This window comes from Mesorhizobium bavaricum (assembly GCF_056781655.1).
The window spans coordinates 4,225,487-4,241,877 of the sequence record NZ_CM165566.1 but is presented as its reverse complement, the minus strand read 5'-3'; the positions used below and the strand labels follow the sequence as shown (position 1 = coordinate 4,241,877).

The 16,391-nt window shown below is 57.8% G+C and carries 13 protein-coding genes; 5 read left to right on the top strand and 8 right to left on the bottom strand.

What is annotated here, in order from left to right; genetic code table 11:
- Positions 1–578: 578 nt before the first annotated feature.
- Complete coding sequence (locus AC1RZR_RS20790; RefSeq protein WP_481825800.1) at positions 579–1,361, top strand: glutaredoxin family protein; 783 nt, start codon at positions 579–581, stop codon at positions 1,359–1,361.
- Positions 1,362–1,474: 113 nt separating this feature from the next.
- Here AC1RZR_RS20790 and AC1RZR_RS20785 read toward each other — a convergent pair whose 3' ends face one another.
- Complete coding sequence (locus tag AC1RZR_RS20785) at positions 1,475–2,221, bottom strand: SDR family NAD(P)-dependent oxidoreductase (RefSeq protein WP_481825799.1); 747 nt, start codon at positions 2,219–2,221, stop codon at positions 1,475–1,477.
- A 150-nt stretch (positions 2,222–2,371) separates the two neighbouring features.
- Complete coding sequence (locus AC1RZR_RS20780) at positions 2,372–3,346, bottom strand: LysR family transcriptional regulator (RefSeq protein ID WP_481825798.1); 975 nt, start codon at positions 3,344–3,346, stop codon at positions 2,372–2,374.
- A 586-nt stretch (positions 3,347–3,932) separates the two neighbouring features.
- Here AC1RZR_RS20780 and AC1RZR_RS20775 point away from each other — a divergent pair.
- Entirely contained in the window at positions 3,933–4,697 is a 765-nt protein-coding gene (locus AC1RZR_RS20775) for a glucose 1-dehydrogenase (RefSeq protein WP_481825797.1), read from the top strand.
- 86 nt (positions 4,698–4,783) lie between these two features.
- Here AC1RZR_RS20775 and AC1RZR_RS20770 read toward each other — a convergent pair whose 3' ends face one another.
- The 4 genes from AC1RZR_RS20770 to AC1RZR_RS20755 are packed head-to-tail and all read right to left on the bottom strand — an operon-like array spanning position 4,784 to position 8,857.
- Entirely contained in the window at positions 4,784–7,105 is a 2,322-nt protein-coding gene (locus AC1RZR_RS20770) for a xanthine dehydrogenase family protein molybdopterin-binding subunit (protein ID WP_481825796.1), read from the bottom strand.
- Between the two features lie 25 nt (positions 7,106–7,130).
- On the bottom strand, positions 7,131–7,934 hold the full coding sequence (locus AC1RZR_RS20765; protein ID WP_481825795.1) for an FAD binding domain-containing protein: 804 nt from the start codon (positions 7,932–7,934) through the stop codon (positions 7,131–7,133).
- 2 nt (positions 7,935–7,936) lie between these two features.
- Complete coding sequence (locus AC1RZR_RS20760) at positions 7,937–8,419, bottom strand: (2Fe-2S)-binding protein (RefSeq protein WP_481825794.1); 483 nt, start codon at positions 8,417–8,419, stop codon at positions 7,937–7,939.
- Positions 8,420–8,440: 21 nt separating this feature from the next.
- Positions 8,441–8,857 carry an SRPBCC family protein gene (locus tag AC1RZR_RS20755; RefSeq protein WP_481829088.1) on the bottom strand — a complete coding sequence of 139 codons (417 nt, stop codon included), beginning with the start codon at positions 8,855–8,857 and terminating at the stop codon, positions 8,441–8,443.
- A gap of 464 nt (positions 8,858–9,321) precedes the next feature.
- Here AC1RZR_RS20755 and AC1RZR_RS20750 point away from each other — a divergent pair, with 464 nt between their 5' ends.
- A complete protein-coding gene (locus AC1RZR_RS20750) occupies positions 9,322–10,350 on the top strand; it encodes a zinc-dependent alcohol dehydrogenase family protein (RefSeq protein WP_481825793.1) in 1,029 nt (342 codons plus the stop codon).
- Between the two features lie 36 nt (positions 10,351–10,386).
- On the top strand, positions 10,387–11,880 hold the full coding sequence (locus AC1RZR_RS20745) for an aldehyde dehydrogenase family protein (RefSeq protein WP_481825792.1): 1,494 nt from the start codon (positions 10,387–10,389) through the stop codon (positions 11,878–11,880).
- A 243-nt stretch (positions 11,881–12,123) separates the two neighbouring features.
- Here the strand turns inward: AC1RZR_RS20745 and AC1RZR_RS20740 are convergent, their stop codons facing one another.
- Positions 12,124–13,017 (bottom strand): LysR family transcriptional regulator, encoded by an 894-nt coding sequence (locus tag AC1RZR_RS20740; protein WP_481825791.1) that lies wholly within the window; start codon positions 13,015–13,017, stop codon positions 12,124–12,126.
- 196 nt (positions 13,018–13,213) lie between these two features.
- A complete protein-coding gene (locus AC1RZR_RS20735; RefSeq protein WP_481825790.1) occupies positions 13,214–14,209 on the bottom strand; it encodes a DUF2332 domain-containing protein in 996 nt (331 codons plus the stop codon).
- Between the two features lie 1,060 nt (positions 14,210–15,269).
- Between AC1RZR_RS20735 and AC1RZR_RS20730 the strand changes: the two genes are divergently transcribed.
- Positions 15,270–15,728 (top strand): hypothetical protein, encoded by a 459-nt coding sequence (locus AC1RZR_RS20730; protein ID WP_481825789.1) that lies wholly within the window; start codon positions 15,270–15,272, stop codon positions 15,726–15,728.
- Positions 15,729–16,391 lie beyond the last annotated feature (663 nt).

Below are 16,391 nucleotides of genomic sequence, written 5' to 3'. Positions count from 1 at the left end.
GACTAGCCCGGTCAACAGCCAAGCAGGGGCCCAAATGAGTAGTGATAAATCTTTTTATTATCGGTGATGGTAGTTCAGAACATCGGGTACATATTAGGTGATTGATGCTATCCTTAACTGTACCCGGCATCGGAATTGTCGTTTGAAGGTCAAGCTCTGCGTATGCTTGGCAGAGATCGTTTTCGCCGGTAAAATGTTGCACCGCATCTGGGCAATCCTCATGCAGTCCACACTTTACGATACCCGGCGTTGGTAGCTGCCTAGGATCATGCGACCACTGCTGACGGATACCGATGACCACAGCTGCAGCCTTCCTCGGGCGTCTCTGCACAAACGCCATAGCCAGGCCGACACAATGCCTGTTGATACAACTCGATATTATAGCTCCACTCGTCGGTCGTCTCGGTGCAGGCGTTCCTTATCTAGGAGTGGGTTGACCTGTGATTCCGCCTTCGCAGCTTCGCGAAGAATGCCCCTAGCGGAATTGGGGAATGCCGGGCGGCCGCGGCGCCGCAAACGCAAGCACAGCGATTTGCTTTGGTGCCGGAGCCAAAAACATACGTTGAAAGGAAGCCGTGATGTCTTCAACCGTTTTGTCTTCTTCCATCGTCGGCCGGGCCGAAATCTCGATCTACTGGATCCCTGGGTGCTCTAGCTGCGCCAAGCTAAAGGAGTTTGTTGCAGAGCATGGCCTGGAGTTCGAGTCTGTCAATGTCTTGGAGCATCCGGAGGCAATGGAAGAAGTGACAGCTGCGGGGCTCCGTGGTGTTCCAGCCATACGTAGAGGTAGCACGTTCGCTTACGCTCAATCTCTGGATGAAGTGGCGAAGCTCCTTGGCGTGACGCACAGACACACGAAACTCCCGCGCGACGTTCTGCTCCGGCGATGGGACGAGATATTGGAGAAGGCAAAGCGCATCGTTGCCACTTTCGACGGTGACATTCTGGAACGTCAGGTTATCCCACAGCGAGAGAGGAAAATTTTGCAGCTCGGCGTTCATACTTTTCAAGTCGCCGAATCTTTTCTAAGGCAGGTCGCGGATGACACGATTGATGCGCGAGCGATCTATCTAGATCCCCGGACTGATATCAAAACAAAGGATGATCTACTTTCATATACTGAACATATTCACACCGATTATCGCGAGACTTTTCTGCATGGCAATTCCTTTCCCGCGGCTACCCATCTCAACACGCACTACGGACGACAGCCGTTCGATCAGGTGCTCGAGCGTGGCGTTTGGCATACCGCGCAGCACGCCAGACAGCTAGATTTTGTTGCCGCTGGCATGGGCGCCGAGTTGCAGATCCCGGAGCAACTATACTCTGGCCTCCCTCTGCCCAAGCGCTTGTGGGGGTAGTGACAACAGATCAGCATCAAGGTCACGACGCCGGGGAACCAGCCACGCGAAAAGCGGCACGCCGAAGGATCAACAAATGCGCTTCCCGTATCGCGGTCGCCGCTTATCCCGATTCAGTGAAACGTCCGGCCGCCGTCTACGGCGAGCACTGATCCAGTGATATATGATGCCTCGCTGCAGCTCAGGAACAACATGGCCCTCGCAATCTCACGAGGATCAGCGAGCCTTTTGAGCGCATAGCTGCCCACGTTCTGACGGAACCCATCCGCCATTGGGGTGTCAACCATCCCCGGGCAGACGCAGTTGACCCGAATAGACGGCGCCAGGTCTGATGCCAGTGCTTTCGTTAGCGCGATGACACCGCCCTTTGATGCTGCGTAAGCTGCAAGCCCGGGCGCGTTGGGCAACAGGCCCGCGCCAGACGCAACATTGACGATGGTTGCGCCCTCCTGCTTGAGAAGCCACGGAAGGCATACTTTTGCAACGATAAAACTGCCTGAGAGATTGACGTCAATGACTTTACGCCAAGTTTCGAACGACATGTCTACCGTTGGACCAGTCAACATGATTCCGGCAGCATTTATGACACCGTCGATCCCGCCGACCTGTTTTGCGCAAGAATCGATCACCTCCTGCACATCGCCTTCTCTGGTGATATCCACCTCGCCGACAACTCCATTGCCACCCTCGAGCGTGGCCTCCAGACCCTTCTGATTGCGGTCGAGAAGGATGACGCGTGCACCCTCCTCCATGAAGAGACGCGCAGTGGCGCGCCCTATGCCCGATGCGGCTCCGGTTATCACGATCCGTCGTTCAGAGAGACGCCATTTGCTGGGCGGGTTCGACAATGTTTGCGACATTAGGTTGACGCTCCTGTTGGTTTTTAGCGCGAAGCATGTCGTCCGCTGATCTGACGCGAAGCAGCCCGGAAGATCGCCTTTTCGTGTGGCCTCGCAGGCAATCCGGATTCCATTTGAAACGTGCGGTGTGATGAAGCGCTTTCCACGCGCTCAAAGCACTGGCCGGCTCTCCTTCAGATAACGCAGCCTGCCCTGCTCTTGGATTAGTTCGAGTAGTGCTAAACTCGGCTCATCGAGACAGGTGTTTTCCCGCAAGAAAACAGCGATGTTGCGTGCGAGATTATCCTGATCAAAAGGCAGCAACATTAGCTTTCTACTTAGTATTTCATCTTGTACCGCATGGGCTGGAAGTAATGCCAGATTGTTGGTGTCGGATATAAGCGATTTCAATAGCGAAATTGAGCTACAGACCGTTACCTTATGCTGCAAAGTGAGGCCCTCAGCCTCGAGAATGTGCTCAAGGGCCGTATTCCGCCACCCTGTTGTTGGCGAGACCCACGCGAAGTGGGTCAGATCATCCAATGTAATGGAATCTTGGGTGGCAAGTGGATGCTCAGGTCGGCCTATCACGTAAAGGCGTTCGCGAAACAGAACGCGCTGCCGCAACCCGTAGGCATGATTGTCGGCGTCTACTACCCCAACTGAAAAATCATACTCCCTCCGAAGCAATCCCCACAGAAGCTCGTTCTGAGGCCGTTCCGTCACCTGAAGCTCGAGCTCCGGATGGTCTGTCCTCCAGCGGCAGATGGCTTGCGGCACGACACTACCCGCCAACGTAGGCAAGCAACCGAAATGTAGAGCGGCTTTCTTGGTGGCCCCGCACGCGAACATTTCATCCTCGACTGCAGAAATGCACTCCAGGATTTTCCGCGCATGACGTACTATGGCCTCCCCTTTTTCGGTCGGTTCCACCCCCGTAGGGGTGCGGATCAACAGTTTCGCTTCAAGCTCGACCTCCAGTCTATCCATCGAAATCGACAAAGCAGGCTGGGACATCCGTAGGGCCTTGGCGGCCTTTCCCAGGCTTCCGTGTTGGACGATGAGAGCGAAGTACATCAATTTGCGCGCGTCGATCGTTCGACCGAGAGAAATACCACCTTCGTCCATTTGCGAAATCATCGACATTCTACCCGTAGGAGGTGACCCGCCAAGGCTTAGTCGTGCGCCAAGCTCGAGTTCGCCCGTAGTGCTGTCCAGCTTCGGCTCTACCGTCTTGCAGCATTTTCCATGGACTTGCCACCTAAGGGTATAACCTAATCTATTAACCCTGGAACCGCGCCGAGTTTAGCCGTTGACGTTGCGGACAGCATTGCCTCAGAATTCATCCCCGGAGGCCTGAACATGCGCTTTCTCGGTCCGCGCCCGCGGCGGGTGTTGATCGGAAACATTCCATCGAATCTTCGATGAAAATCGGCGCTTGGGAGAAGGTGATCTCCATGGCGGACCCGCGTATCGCTGTCGTGTTTAGTGGCATCCAGCAGATACGGTGCAGCTAGGCGATCTCTTTGGCCGCAATGGTGCCGGGGAGGTTCACCTTGATCTCGATCATCACCGGGATGGTGTCGCACGACCGGACCAGTGTGTGGCCGCATGATTGGAACGACATCCGCCGTCGTGGAAATTCTGGCTGAATGAGACTGTGCCGAGAACGGTGCCCCGCCGCCCGAAAGACTTGCGCCGATCGGGAAGTACAACGGAAGGATCCCCATCTATGACAATCCAGGAATTCACCGGCAAAGTGGCATTTGTCACGGGGGCCGGCAGTGGCATCGGCCGTGCTACAGCGCTTGCGTTCGCTCGCGCAGGCGCGAGTGTCGCCCTTGCAGACATCGATCAGCCAGGCTGCGAGGGTACGGCACAGCTCATTCGCGAAGTCGGTGGCCGTGCCCTGGTGCTGAGATGCGACGTCACGCTAGAGGCCGACATCAAATCCGCGCTTTCGCGAACGGTGAGCGAGTTGGGCGGTCTTGATATCGCTTTCAACAATGCTGGCAAATTCCAGAGGGTCGCGCCGCTGGCGGATTCCAGGGAAGACGAATGGCGAAGGATCATGGATATCAACGTCAGCAGCACGTTTCTATGCATGAGGAACGAGATACCGATCATGCTCGAGCGGGGCGGCGGCGCAATTGTAAACGCCTCTTCAGGAGCAGGCATCGTTGGCACCAAAGGAGGCGCCATTTACGGCGCCGCCAAACATGCCGTGATCGGGCTCACTCGATCGGCAGCGCTCGACTACGCCACCTCCGGAATACGCATCAACTGCGTCTGCCCAGGGGTGATAGAGACCAACATGATGCGGGAGGTCTCCGGCGGGACTGAGGATGGGCGCGCGGCAATGGTGGCCTTGGAGCCGGTAGGAAGATTAGGCCAACCTGAGGAGATTGCCTCCGCAGTCCTGTGGCTATGCTCCAGCGGAGCCAGCTTCGCGATTGGACATGCGATGGTCGTTGATGGCGGACACACCATTCGATAGGGGCATGGCAAGAATCGCGACCCACTGAGGAGCGGGTCAGAAGGGTTGCGATTGGGTGCCCGGCCTCCTCCCGCCGGGCACCTTTTCTATGACTTCGCGGTACGAAGTGCGTTCCACACCTTCGCTAGCGTCGCGGGCATGTCGACCGGTTGCGCGCCGGCAGTGGTCAACGCGTTGTTGATCGCATTCATCACCGCCGCGAGAGAGCCGACCGTACCGGATTCGCCTACGCCCTTCACACCATACGGATTCGTGGCGGTCGGCACCGGGTGACTTAGTATTTTCATTCGGGAGATATCCGTGGCGCGCGGCATCGCATAGTCCATAAACGATCCGGTCAGCACTTGACCGTCGGCGTCGATTGCAAGATTTTCCATCAGGGCCTGCCCCGCGCCCTGTACGATCCCGCCCATAAGCTGGCCTTTGACAAGCAAGGGATTCAGCTCGAAGCCGACATCATCGCAAATAGTATGGGCAACCATTTCGACGACACCCGTCTCCGGATCGATCTCGACTTCTGAAACGTGGCAGCCGTTTGGAAAGGCGTTAGCATGGATAACGGCTTCCCCCATTGCCTGAACGCCCTCGCCTCCTTCGTCAAAACTGGCGCGTACAACGTCGCCAAACGATATCCGCTGACTTCCGCCCTCGACATTGTAGTGCCCGAGATCGAAGGTCACAATTTCGGGCGCTGCCTGTAGCAGCCGCGCCGCAACGGCCTTGCCCTGCTCGACGCACTTTTCAATCGCGTGCCCGATAGCCGCAGCGTTATAGGCCGCACTGCGTGAACCACCAGTTCCGTCGCCTTTCTTCACACGCCGCGTGTCGGACTCGACCACCTCTACGTCTTCCGGGGGGATCCCGAGTTGACCCGTGACATACTGTACGAATACGGTTTCGTGCCCTTGACCATGATTGGTAGACCCGGCGAGGACTACGGCCTTTCCCTCTGGCGTGAACTTCAGCTCGCAGTTCTCGGTGCCTTTGCCTACCGATGTCTCGATACACATGGCGACGCCGATGCCGCGCAGCATGCCGCGTGCTTCAGCTTTCGCGCGCCGTTTGGCAAATCCCGAATAGTCCGCTGCAGAGATCGCCTTTTCCAGAACCTGGTCAAATTCACCGCAGTCATATGTAAATGTCAGCGCTGTTCGGTACGGCATCGCGCCTGCAGGGATCAGATTGCGCCGGCGCATCTCGACAGGATCGACCTTCAGATCTGCCGCGGCCAGATCAATCAGGCGTTCGATGACATAGGTGGCTTCGGGACGACCCGCGCCTCGGTAGGGAGCCACCGGGCTGGTATGGGAAATTACACCGGTCACTTCCGCGTAGGCGGCGGGAATGGTGTAAGGGCCGACAAGGCCCCCGATGTTCACGAGCGCGGGTGCGATGCCGAAGAGTTCGACATAGGCCCCGTGGTTGTTGATGTTTTCTGTGCGGACGGCAAGAATCTTCCCGTCATCGTCATAAGCGAGCGCAGCATCTGAAACCAAGTCTCGGCCGTGATTGTCTGCGGTGATCATTTCCGTGCGGGTAGCGGTCCATTTTACTGGACGTCCCAGGCGGCGAGCTGCCCAAGGCAGCAAAGCCATTTCCACGGGAATGGAATCCTTTATTCCGAACGAACCACCCAGGTCGCCCGGAACCACATCGATTTTGTCCTTGCCGATTTTGAACACGTGTTCTGCGAGAATGTCCCGAAGCAGGAAAGCATGCTGGGTGCCGCCCCAAATGGTCAAATGATCGGTGCCTGCGTCGTACGAGGCATTGATCGAACGAGGCTCCATCGGATTAGCATGCACACGATTGTTGACCAATCGCTGGCGGATCACGTGCGGTGCCGACGCAAATGCAGCCGCGGTTGCTGCCTCGTCGCCAAATTCATGAATGAAGATGATATTGCGAGGCACGTCATCTCGGACCAGCGGGGCATCCTCGGCGCAAGCGGAAGCCGTATCGGCGACGGCGGGCAACGCTTCGTAATCGACGACGACCTGCTCTGCCGCATCGATGGCAAGGGCGGGCGTCTCGGCGACAACCATCCCGACTACCTCCCCCACGAACACAGCTCTCGCGCCTGCCAGAGGCTTGCGCGGTGGGTTTACGAATTCACGCCCGTCGGGAAGGCGCAAAGGCTTGTCGAGGAAATTGCTAAAGGCAAAGAGCGAGCCGAGGCCGTCCTCTTCCCATTCCCGGGCCGTCAGGACGCCCAATACTCCTGCCGTATTCTCCACGGCCGAAGCGTCGATATTCAGAATTCTCGCATGCGCATGGGGCGACCGGATCATGGCCGCAAAAGCTTGTTCCGGTAACATCAGGTCGTCGGCGTAACTGCCCTTTCCTGTAAGGAATCGTCGATCTTCTGTGCGCGGCGTAGAGGCCCCGGGCAAGAACTTGGTATTCATGTCGTCGATTTCTCCTGCCCCAGGACTATCGCATGTCGGCGATCGCCCGGCGCGTAACTGCGGCGATCAGATGCGCACGGTAGAACGCATCGCCATGAAGGTCGGCGACGAGACCATTGGGATCAGGAATAAGACCGCTCAGAGTTTCCTCCGCGAAGGCGATGTTGAGAGCGGCCTCGGCCTCCTCCCAGCGGAAAACGCCGTTCTCGCCTGCCCCAGTAACGGCGACGCGGACCCCCCCGGCAGCCCTGGCGACAAAGCTGCCGGCCATGGCGTAACGAGACGCCTGGCTGCAGACCTTGGCATATCCCGCCGCACTCGGAACCGGAATTTCGATCCGGACGATCATTTCGCCGCTTTCGAGTGCGGTCGCAAACAATCCGACGAAGAACTCGTCGGCGCCAACGCGGCGTGTGTTGGTAACTACGGTCGCGCCAAGGCCAAGCAGGGCGGAGGGATAGTCGGCGGAGGGATCGTTGTTGGCGACCGACCCGCCCATTGTTCCCATGTTTCGCACCTGGGGATCCGCAATCGATCCGGCGAGCAACGCCAGCGCTGGAATCGCCTCACGGACTGTTTTGGAGGTGGCAACGGCCGCATGCGTCGAGGCGGCCCCGATGATCAGTTGGTCGCCGTTCCGCGAAATGCCATGCAGATCCCTGATGCCCCTCAAATCGATGAGTCCGTTCGGAGCCGCAAGCCGATTCTTCATTGCCGGAATCAGCGTATGCCCACCCGCCAGGAAGGCGGCATCGTCGTATTGCGCAAACAATGTAAGAGCCTCGTCGATCGAGGTTGGGCGGTGATAGCTAAAAGGAGAAGGATACATACCTAGTCCTTCCCCACAGTCCGAAACTCGCGAGCCGCATCAAGAACGGCATCGACGATATTCTGGTAACCCGTGCACCGACAGATATTTCCCTCCAGTTCTTCACGGATGAGACGTTCATTGACTTCGCCCTGGTGGCGTTCAAGAAGCCCTATCGCGGCCAACACCATGCCAGGTGTGCAGAAGCCGCATTGCAAGGCGTGCCTTTCGTGAAATTTCTGCTGCATTGGATGCAAGGTGTCGCCGTCTGAGATGCCTTCGATTGTCGTAATCACGGCGTCACCCGCGGCGGCGACAAGAATAGTGCACGACTTCACAGGAACGCCGTCCATAAGCACGGTGCACGATCCACACTGGGTGGTGTCGCAACCAACATGCGCGCCAGTCAAACGAAGCGTGTCTCGGATGAAGTGGACAAGTAGAGTGCGGTCCTCGACTACATGCTCCACGATCTGCCCGTTTACCGTCAGTCTCGCATGAGCCATGTCAAATCGCCTTCCGCATCGTCAAGCAACCGAGGACGCGCGGGCCGCGAACGCGGCAAAAAACTGGTCAGCCAGTTTTGAAGTCGTCGATTGCAATAGTCGTGATCCAAGTTGTGCCAGCTTTCCCCCGATTTTGACTCCGACTTCGTAGTTCAGAATCGTGCCAGCGTCCGAGGTTCCCAGCCGCACTATTGCCTCGCCGCTGGCAAAACCTGCTGCACCACCCTTTCCCGCCCCCACGATCCGATAACTGCTCGGCGGGTCGAGGTCGACAAGATCAACAGTCCCATTGAACGTAGCCTTGATCGGACCCACGCCGATTTTGACGGTCGCGGCGAAGCCCTCCTCGGCACTTCCCTCAAGGCTTTGGCAACCTGGAATACAAGCACGCAGTATTTCCGGATCATTTAACATGATCCAAACCCGCTCCCGCGGCATAGCAATAGTGTATTGCCCGCTGAATTCCACACGCGCCTCCCGGGAATATATGGTCGATTGAATCGAAACGACTTATCGCCGGATCTCGAACGAGGCAACGGCTCTGCCTTCGCCAATTGCCTGACAATAGGGCTAGGCGCTTTAGGCGGTCAAATTCAAATCTCGCGAGCGCCTAACCATAATAAATTCTTTTATGGGCTCTCACAATGGCCTTACGTGCTTGGTTTTCATCGAGAGCGGGAGCCCTTATTCAGTTGTCATCAAAGGATGCCGTCTGCGGATAGTCGTCGAGCGCCAAGTCGGGTTGGGCACGGTTGGAAGATGGCCTCCGCTAGACGGCCCGCAGCGCAAGCGGCAGGCGTTTTCCCGGACAAGACCGGACAAGAACGAAACCCGGTGGACGCGCGCGTCACGTGTGCGCGGTTCTGCCGCTAGACACGAATTACGATGATCAGGAGGAGATCATGAAGGCAGTCGTTTTCCTTGGAGAAGGAAAGCTTGAAATTCGCGACTATCCCGACCCGGTTCCGGCCCCGGACGAGGTTGTCATCCGGATGAAAGCATCGGGAATGTGCGGCAGCGACCTGCACCATCTGTATGAACCAAAGCGGCGCGAATATCAGATCGTGATCGAAGGACATGAGCCTTGCGGTGTCGTCGAAGCCGTCGGCTCAGCGGTTCGTTCTTCTGAGGCGATAGCTGGCAACAGAGTTATGGTGCATCACTATGACGGCTGCCGCACCTGTGAGCATTGCAGATCTGGCTGGACGCAGTTCTGCGAGACCAATCGCATCGTCTATGGCGGGTTGAATGGCGACGGCGCCCATGCTGAATTTATGAAGGTCCCTGCGCACACTCTGATCAATCTGCACGATAACATGTCGTTCAAGGCTGGCGCGGCTGTTGCCTGCGGCAGCGGTACTGCATTTGCGGCCCTGAAGCGCATCGATCTCTCGGGCGATGAAACCGTTGCTGTTTTCGGGCAAGGACCTGTGGGCCTTAGTGTCACGATGTTCGCCAAAGCTATGGGTGCCCGTGTCATCGCACTTGATATCAGCGATGAGCGCTTGAAGATGGCCGAAAAATTCGGGGCCGACATCCTGGTAAACCCGCTCAAGGATGACCCTGTTCAGGCAATCAGGGATGTAACCCGAGGCGGCTTCGGCGCTGACAAATCCGTTGAATGCAGTTCAAATATCGAGGCAAGACGTCAGGCGATACAGTGCACTCGAACTTGGGGAACGACGTGCATCCTAGGCGTTACGGGCAATCTTGAGTTCCATAGCAACGACATCATCCTGAAAAACAGGTCCGTTGTCGGTTCGCTTACATTCTCCAAGAACCTTCAGGCCGCTTGCGCCGATTTCGTCATGGAGCGCGGGGTCGACGTCGACGCCTTGTTCACCCACGAATTCCGGCTCGAACAGGCCGAAGAGGCCTACGCGCTTTTCGACCAGAAAAAAATCGGCAAAGGCGTCTTTGTTTTTGACTGAGCTAGTTGCCGACACCCTATCGAGGATTAACCCCCTATGCTAGTTGCTCAACACGGCATCAGTGAGAACGCAGAGCGGTTTCTTGCCCGGACCAGACACAGTCTCCTGATCGGCGGCGAGCTTGTCGCTGCGGTCGCCGGCAAACTGATAGAAGTCCGAAATCCGTCGTCAGGAGAGGTGCTCGGTCACCTTGCGGCCGGCGACGCGCAAGACATGGACAAGGCTGTCAAAGCAGCTCGCGCGGCTTTCGAGGGTGAGTGGAGTCGCTGGACACCCTACGAACGCCAAGCCTTGCTGATGCGCGCTTATGATCTGCTATCTAGACGCTTTGACGAAATTGCGGAGATCGAATCACTGGACATGGGTGCGCCTATATCCCGTACGCGGGCATCCAAGGCGGCTGCCCTGCGGATGGTCCAATTCTTCTCCTCAATGGCACTCAGCGTCCGGGGTGAGACCCTCCCAAACGGACTGCCGGGTGATGTCACGACAATGACCCTCAAGGCACCTGTAGGCGTTGTGGGAGGGATCATCCCCTGGAACGGCTCGTTGAGCGCCGTGTGGTGGATCATAGGCGCGGTCCTTGCCACAGGATGCACCACGGTTATCAAGCCCGCTACCGAAGCCTCGCTAAGCGTCCTCTACCTGGTTGAGATGCTGCAAGAGATCGGCATCCCGAACGGCGTTATCAACGTCGTGACCGGTCATGGATCGACGGCGGGCGATGCATTGGCTCGGCATCGGGACGTCGATCGCATTGCTTTCACAGGGTCGACTGAGACGGGCCGACGTATCATCGACGCTTCCAAAGTAAACATTAAGCGCCTGCAACTCGAACTTGGCGGGAAGTCGCCCGATATCGTTTTTGCAGACGCCGATCTGGAAAAAGCCGTTCCAGGGGCCGCGATGGGGATCTTCGCGAATTCCGGCCAGATTTGTTATGCGGGTTCCCGTATCCTGGTCGACCGCCGAATTGCGAAGGAGTTCACGGCTCGGATCGCCGACTTTGTAAAGGGCCTCCGCATGGGGCATAGCCTCGATCCCGAGGCACAGCTTGGTCCGCTGATATCCGAGAAACAACGAGATATCGTAAGGGCCTACGTCTTAAGCGGGAAGGCGGATGGTGCGAAGCTGGTGGCGGGGGGCGAACGGCTCGAGGGTGAGTTTCGAAAGGGCTATTTTGTTCCACCGACTGTCTTTGCCAATGTCGACATGGAGATGACCATCGCGCGCGAGGAAATCTTCGGCCCGGTGGTTTCCATTATCCCTTTCGACACGGTGGACGACGCCGTGCGAATTGGCAATCAAACTGAGTACGGGCTAGCCGGCGCAGTTTGGAGCCAGAACATTTCGACGGCGTTGAATGTCGTTGACCGCATCCATGCAGGGGTCATGTGGGTCAACTGCTATGGCCTGATCGATCCTCTCGTTGGCTTTAATGGAGCCAAAATGAGCGGCTATGGCGCCAAAGGCGGAATTGCCCACCTGGATACATACCTCTACACGAAAAGCGTCTACATCAAGCGCTGACTGAGCGCTTGATGAGGCTCAGGAACGCTATATCCGATTTGCTGCAGGTGTGCGGGCAACAGCGACTTCCCGAACAGCCATTTCCGCACTGGCCAAAGGAGCCCCTCGGGCACTTTGTGGCTCGGGGGAAAAACCCTGTTTTCGTCCGAATGAAGCGCATTGAGGCGGCCTACCTGGGATATCCCTTCCACGATGGCGGCCAGGCGGCCTCAGTTTGAATTCGTGGGCCTCGCGGCGGCTCGGTCAATCGCGATAGCGCAGGGCCTCGAGGATAACGGAGAAGGCGGCGGAGTGTTGCCGTTTGCTAGGGTAATAAATGTAATAGCCGGGGAAGATCGGGGAATGATCCTCCAGCAAGGCGACGAGATCACCGGAACGAAGGTATGGAGCCGCCAGTACTTCGGGCACATAAGCGAGTCCGGCTCCGTCCACCGCCGCTCGTATGACGGGGAGGATGGTATTGAATGTCAGCTGCCCCTGAACTCTGATTTGCATTTCCTTGCCGTCTTTTTCAAACTCCCAGATGTAAATAGCACCCTTCGTCTGATGGCGTATGTTTATGCAATTGTGGGCCGTCAGGTCGGGTGGGGATTGCGGCGCGGGGTTTGCTCGAAGGTATGACGGCGAACCCACGACGAGCAGCCGCATATCGGGCCCAATGCGGGCAGCAATCATGCCGTTCTGCAGCTGCTCGCCAAGTCGAACTCCCGCATCGAAACGATCCGCCACGATATCGGTCAGGCCGTAGTCAATGACAAACTCGATTTCTATATCGGGATAGTCGGAGATCACCTTTTGAAGCTTGGGCCAGAGAACCGTCATCAATGCGGTATCTTCCGCCACGATGCGCAATGTCCCGGAAGGCTTGTCGCGCAGCTCGTTCAACGACGAAAAACCGTCCTCAATTTGTATGAGTCCGGGTTCGATCTTAGTCAGCAGCTTTTCGCCGGCCGGCGTCAATGAGACTTGTCGTGTAGTTCGCGCGACCAGCCGTACACCCACCTGAGCCTCGAGCTGTCGAATTGTATGGCTCAGGGCCGACTGAGATATCCCGAGCTTGCCAGCGGCGCGCGTGAAACTTCCCTCGTTCGCGAGGGCGACAAACGCCCGCAGATCGCGCAGTGAGTCCCTTAGCATCGGTATCCCTTCAGAATGGTGCCTTGATTTCAAGGGCCAGAGACCGTCGTAATCCTGCAGTCAATACAGGGGGGTTCGCGGCCGATTGATGAGCTGTAGATAACTGAAATACGCTCGTACGTGCTATTTGAATCGTCGCGCTTTCGTCTGTCGCTAAAGCGAGGGCCTGATCGGTGAAAGCCACGACTATCGCGGCCTAAGACCCGTCAGCGATCCATTCGAGCGAGGCGCCATGCGGATCAGTCCAAGCGACGAGGGAGCCGTTCACCGACAGGAGGAAGCGGCCCGGTGGCCAGGTCGCTTCGGTGCACGCGGCAATGGTCGGGAATACCCGAGGAAATTCGTTCGATACCCAATACGGACAGAGATTGATGACCTGCTCCGCGAAAGCCAGTCTTTCTGCGGGGTTGGAGACGTAGTCAAGGACAGCCGTGTGGAAGACGACGAGCGTGGCGTTCCTTGGAGCCTGGCGGCAGAGCTGCACGAGGTCGCTACCGCGCAGGTCGCCCTTCACCACCCGGGGCTTGACCGCAGCGGCGATCTTTACGGCCGCCCGCAGATTGGCTAGGCGCTCCGTCTGCTCGGGCCATACCAGCGTCTCTAGCCATGCAACTCGCGTGGGGTCAGAAGCATCAATCGGATTCAGATCCAACCCTGCACGCCAAACGACCTGCGGCGCGGCCGTCGGCAACGGCGTCGTCTCGCTGGCGGAGCATCGAAAGAGAGGCGATTCAGAGCCCATCGCAGGGGCGCGGATGACCTTGCGTCCATAGTCATAACTGTAGAGGTCGGGCAAAAGGCACAACCCTGCGGATGCCCCAACCTCTATGAGGGCGAGCGGTTGCGGCAGCCGCGCTAGGATGGGCAGCAGTGTAGCACACCTCGCGGGCTCGTTGGTTTGCGTTGAGCGCTCGAGCATGAGCGAGCGGACAGCGTCAGGATGCGCCAGAAGCGCTTGGCGAAATTCGGTCCACCCCGTCGGCGTGCCGAAGAGGTGGCGCACCGCGGCGAGCAGAAGGTTCGGTTGCCGCTTCATATCCGGGAGGGACGCCAGGAAGAGCAGTGTCTCCCGATCCCCCGCGACTGCACGCGCCAGATCCTCGTAGAGCGACGAGCGACCGTGAGCTTCCGCATCGGCGAATCGAACGTAGCGGGCCGATATCTCAGCCAAGCCGTTCTCGTCCATATCCATTGGTTCTCGAAGTAGCATCAGTCTACGGACTTATGTTTCGTCATCAGCACCAGCTGTCGCTTGGCACTTAGTCATGAGAATAACGGCCGTCGCAACCGCATTGGCCTTGTGCCCCGCGGCGGTCAGCTCCCTGACCAGCGCCTGAATGCGATCTGCTCGGCGTGCGCCCAAGACGTCGGTCGCGCCTCACTCGGCGAGATGATGCGCCGTAACGTCGCCTAGCCGCTGCTGGCACCGGTAATGACAACGACTTTGTTTTCAATTCCTTGAGATATGACGATCTCTTTCACTTCCGCCCACCAACGCCTTCTTCCTCGGTGGCAAAGGCACTTGTTAACGCGTATTACGATGCGGCCAACGCACTTGTCACCGCCGTTTATCTCGCCGAAGCGGGACGCCGGAACAATGTCACAGTCGTGGGTCTGCGGGAAGCAATGAGCTGGACAATCCGTTGTGTCCATGGCCGTTGACAGTTAAAACGCACCGGGCGTGTTATTTTTCATGAGGCGCAAGGATTCGCAGACCGCGCCTAACGCGGCGACCCAACACACTAGATCGCTCCCAACATCTCCAAGCTCAACCTCGACCGGTTTAACGCCTACAAGGAAGGGCGGCCGCGGTTGCCGGGCGGCACGGCACATTTCCTCTACCGGCGACGGGGTGACGCTGACCCCAGTTGGTCATCCGAACTGCGGCTTTGAAGCGTTCTCCTGCGCCGGGCTGCGCTAGGTCCCGCCAAACCGCTATCGTTAGCCCGCTCCCCTTGGCAGCAGACTGCCGATGATCATTTGAGGGGACTGCATTCGCCGGCGATTAGACGCATGGCAGCAGAAATATTCTTTCGGTGGAGTCTCGCGAAAGTGGCTCAGCAGTCGGTCCGGGATCCTCCAGTTCGCAGAAATTAACTCGCCCCCCTATCCACTCGCCCCCCAAAGAGGGAATAGCTTCGCCATTTTCTCTTTTATTTTCAAAGTGTTATATCCTTGACGAGATCGAGGTGCGGCCCCACACTGTCCCGAGAAACTTAGCCAAGGGACCATCCATGCTCACATTTGGCCCGATGATCGTGCTCGCGGTGGTCGCCATTGTGGCGGTGATCGGCCTTATCCCGGAAAGCGCTGAAGATGCCGCGCTCAAGTTCCGCCGCCAATGTCGAGCCGACGGAATGGGCTTTGCCGAGACAGAGGCGGCAATCGGCATTCGGAAGGCCTTCATCCAACTGCGCCGGCTGTCGTCCGACCAATGCGTTGCGAGAGGCGGCAAGATGGATCGTGAACAGATCAACCAGATTGCGTCCCACGTTGCCATTGGTCTCGCGGCTGCATATGGGCGTGAAGCTGCCAAGTCATTCGTCGGCTGGATCGACTCCTGTTCAGACGAGGAAATCCTTTACGATGACGCCCGCTCGGCGCGGCATCACCACACAGTCGGCGCGTTGCGCGAAATGGGCTTCTGTTATCCGCCAAAGCGCGCCGGCATGAGCGAAGACTTCCGTAATTCCTTCAAGGTAGTCCGATAGCCAATCATCTGTTGAACGGATGCCGCGTCGGAACCGTCTGCGCCGACTTCGCCGCTGTAGCCATGAACCTGAAGAGCGGCTTACGAGCGCGCCAGAGCCACCTGACCGCCATTGCCAAAGCCGCGGCCTTCGGGCGGCGGCTTTTTTTGTCTTTCCGAAGAGGCCCCGTCCGCCGCCTAAAACAACTGTGTTGTGCCGCTTCGTAAAAGGCTGCAATCTTCCGTGCCAGGTTCGGGCGAGAGGGGGAGTTGCCGTGGGCATCTTGGGGTGGCTGCTGGGGTCAAAACGCGAACCAAGATTCACACGCCCAGAATTCGCGGATCTTATCGCTCCAGTCGCTGGCGATGAGGGTTTCCCAGCCACCGAATCTCAAATGAAGGAGCTTCGCAAGCTCGCATGTGGCGAACCGCCTCCAGACCTGACGTTGCGACAGGCATCCTTGATACTATCCGCACGGGACTTTTCACGCGTCCTGCTAGAGGATGCGCTGACAAAGCGCGTCGGGCAGGACGGCTACTATGACCTTCAATCGCACGTGGTTGCCTACATCGTCAGCGACAACGATGTCTCGGCGGCCGTCAGGCGATGGAGCCGGCGAAATTATGAAGGCGAGGACTGGAAACCGCCAAGGAAAGACCAGCATTGGCGACAAGTGCTAGATTT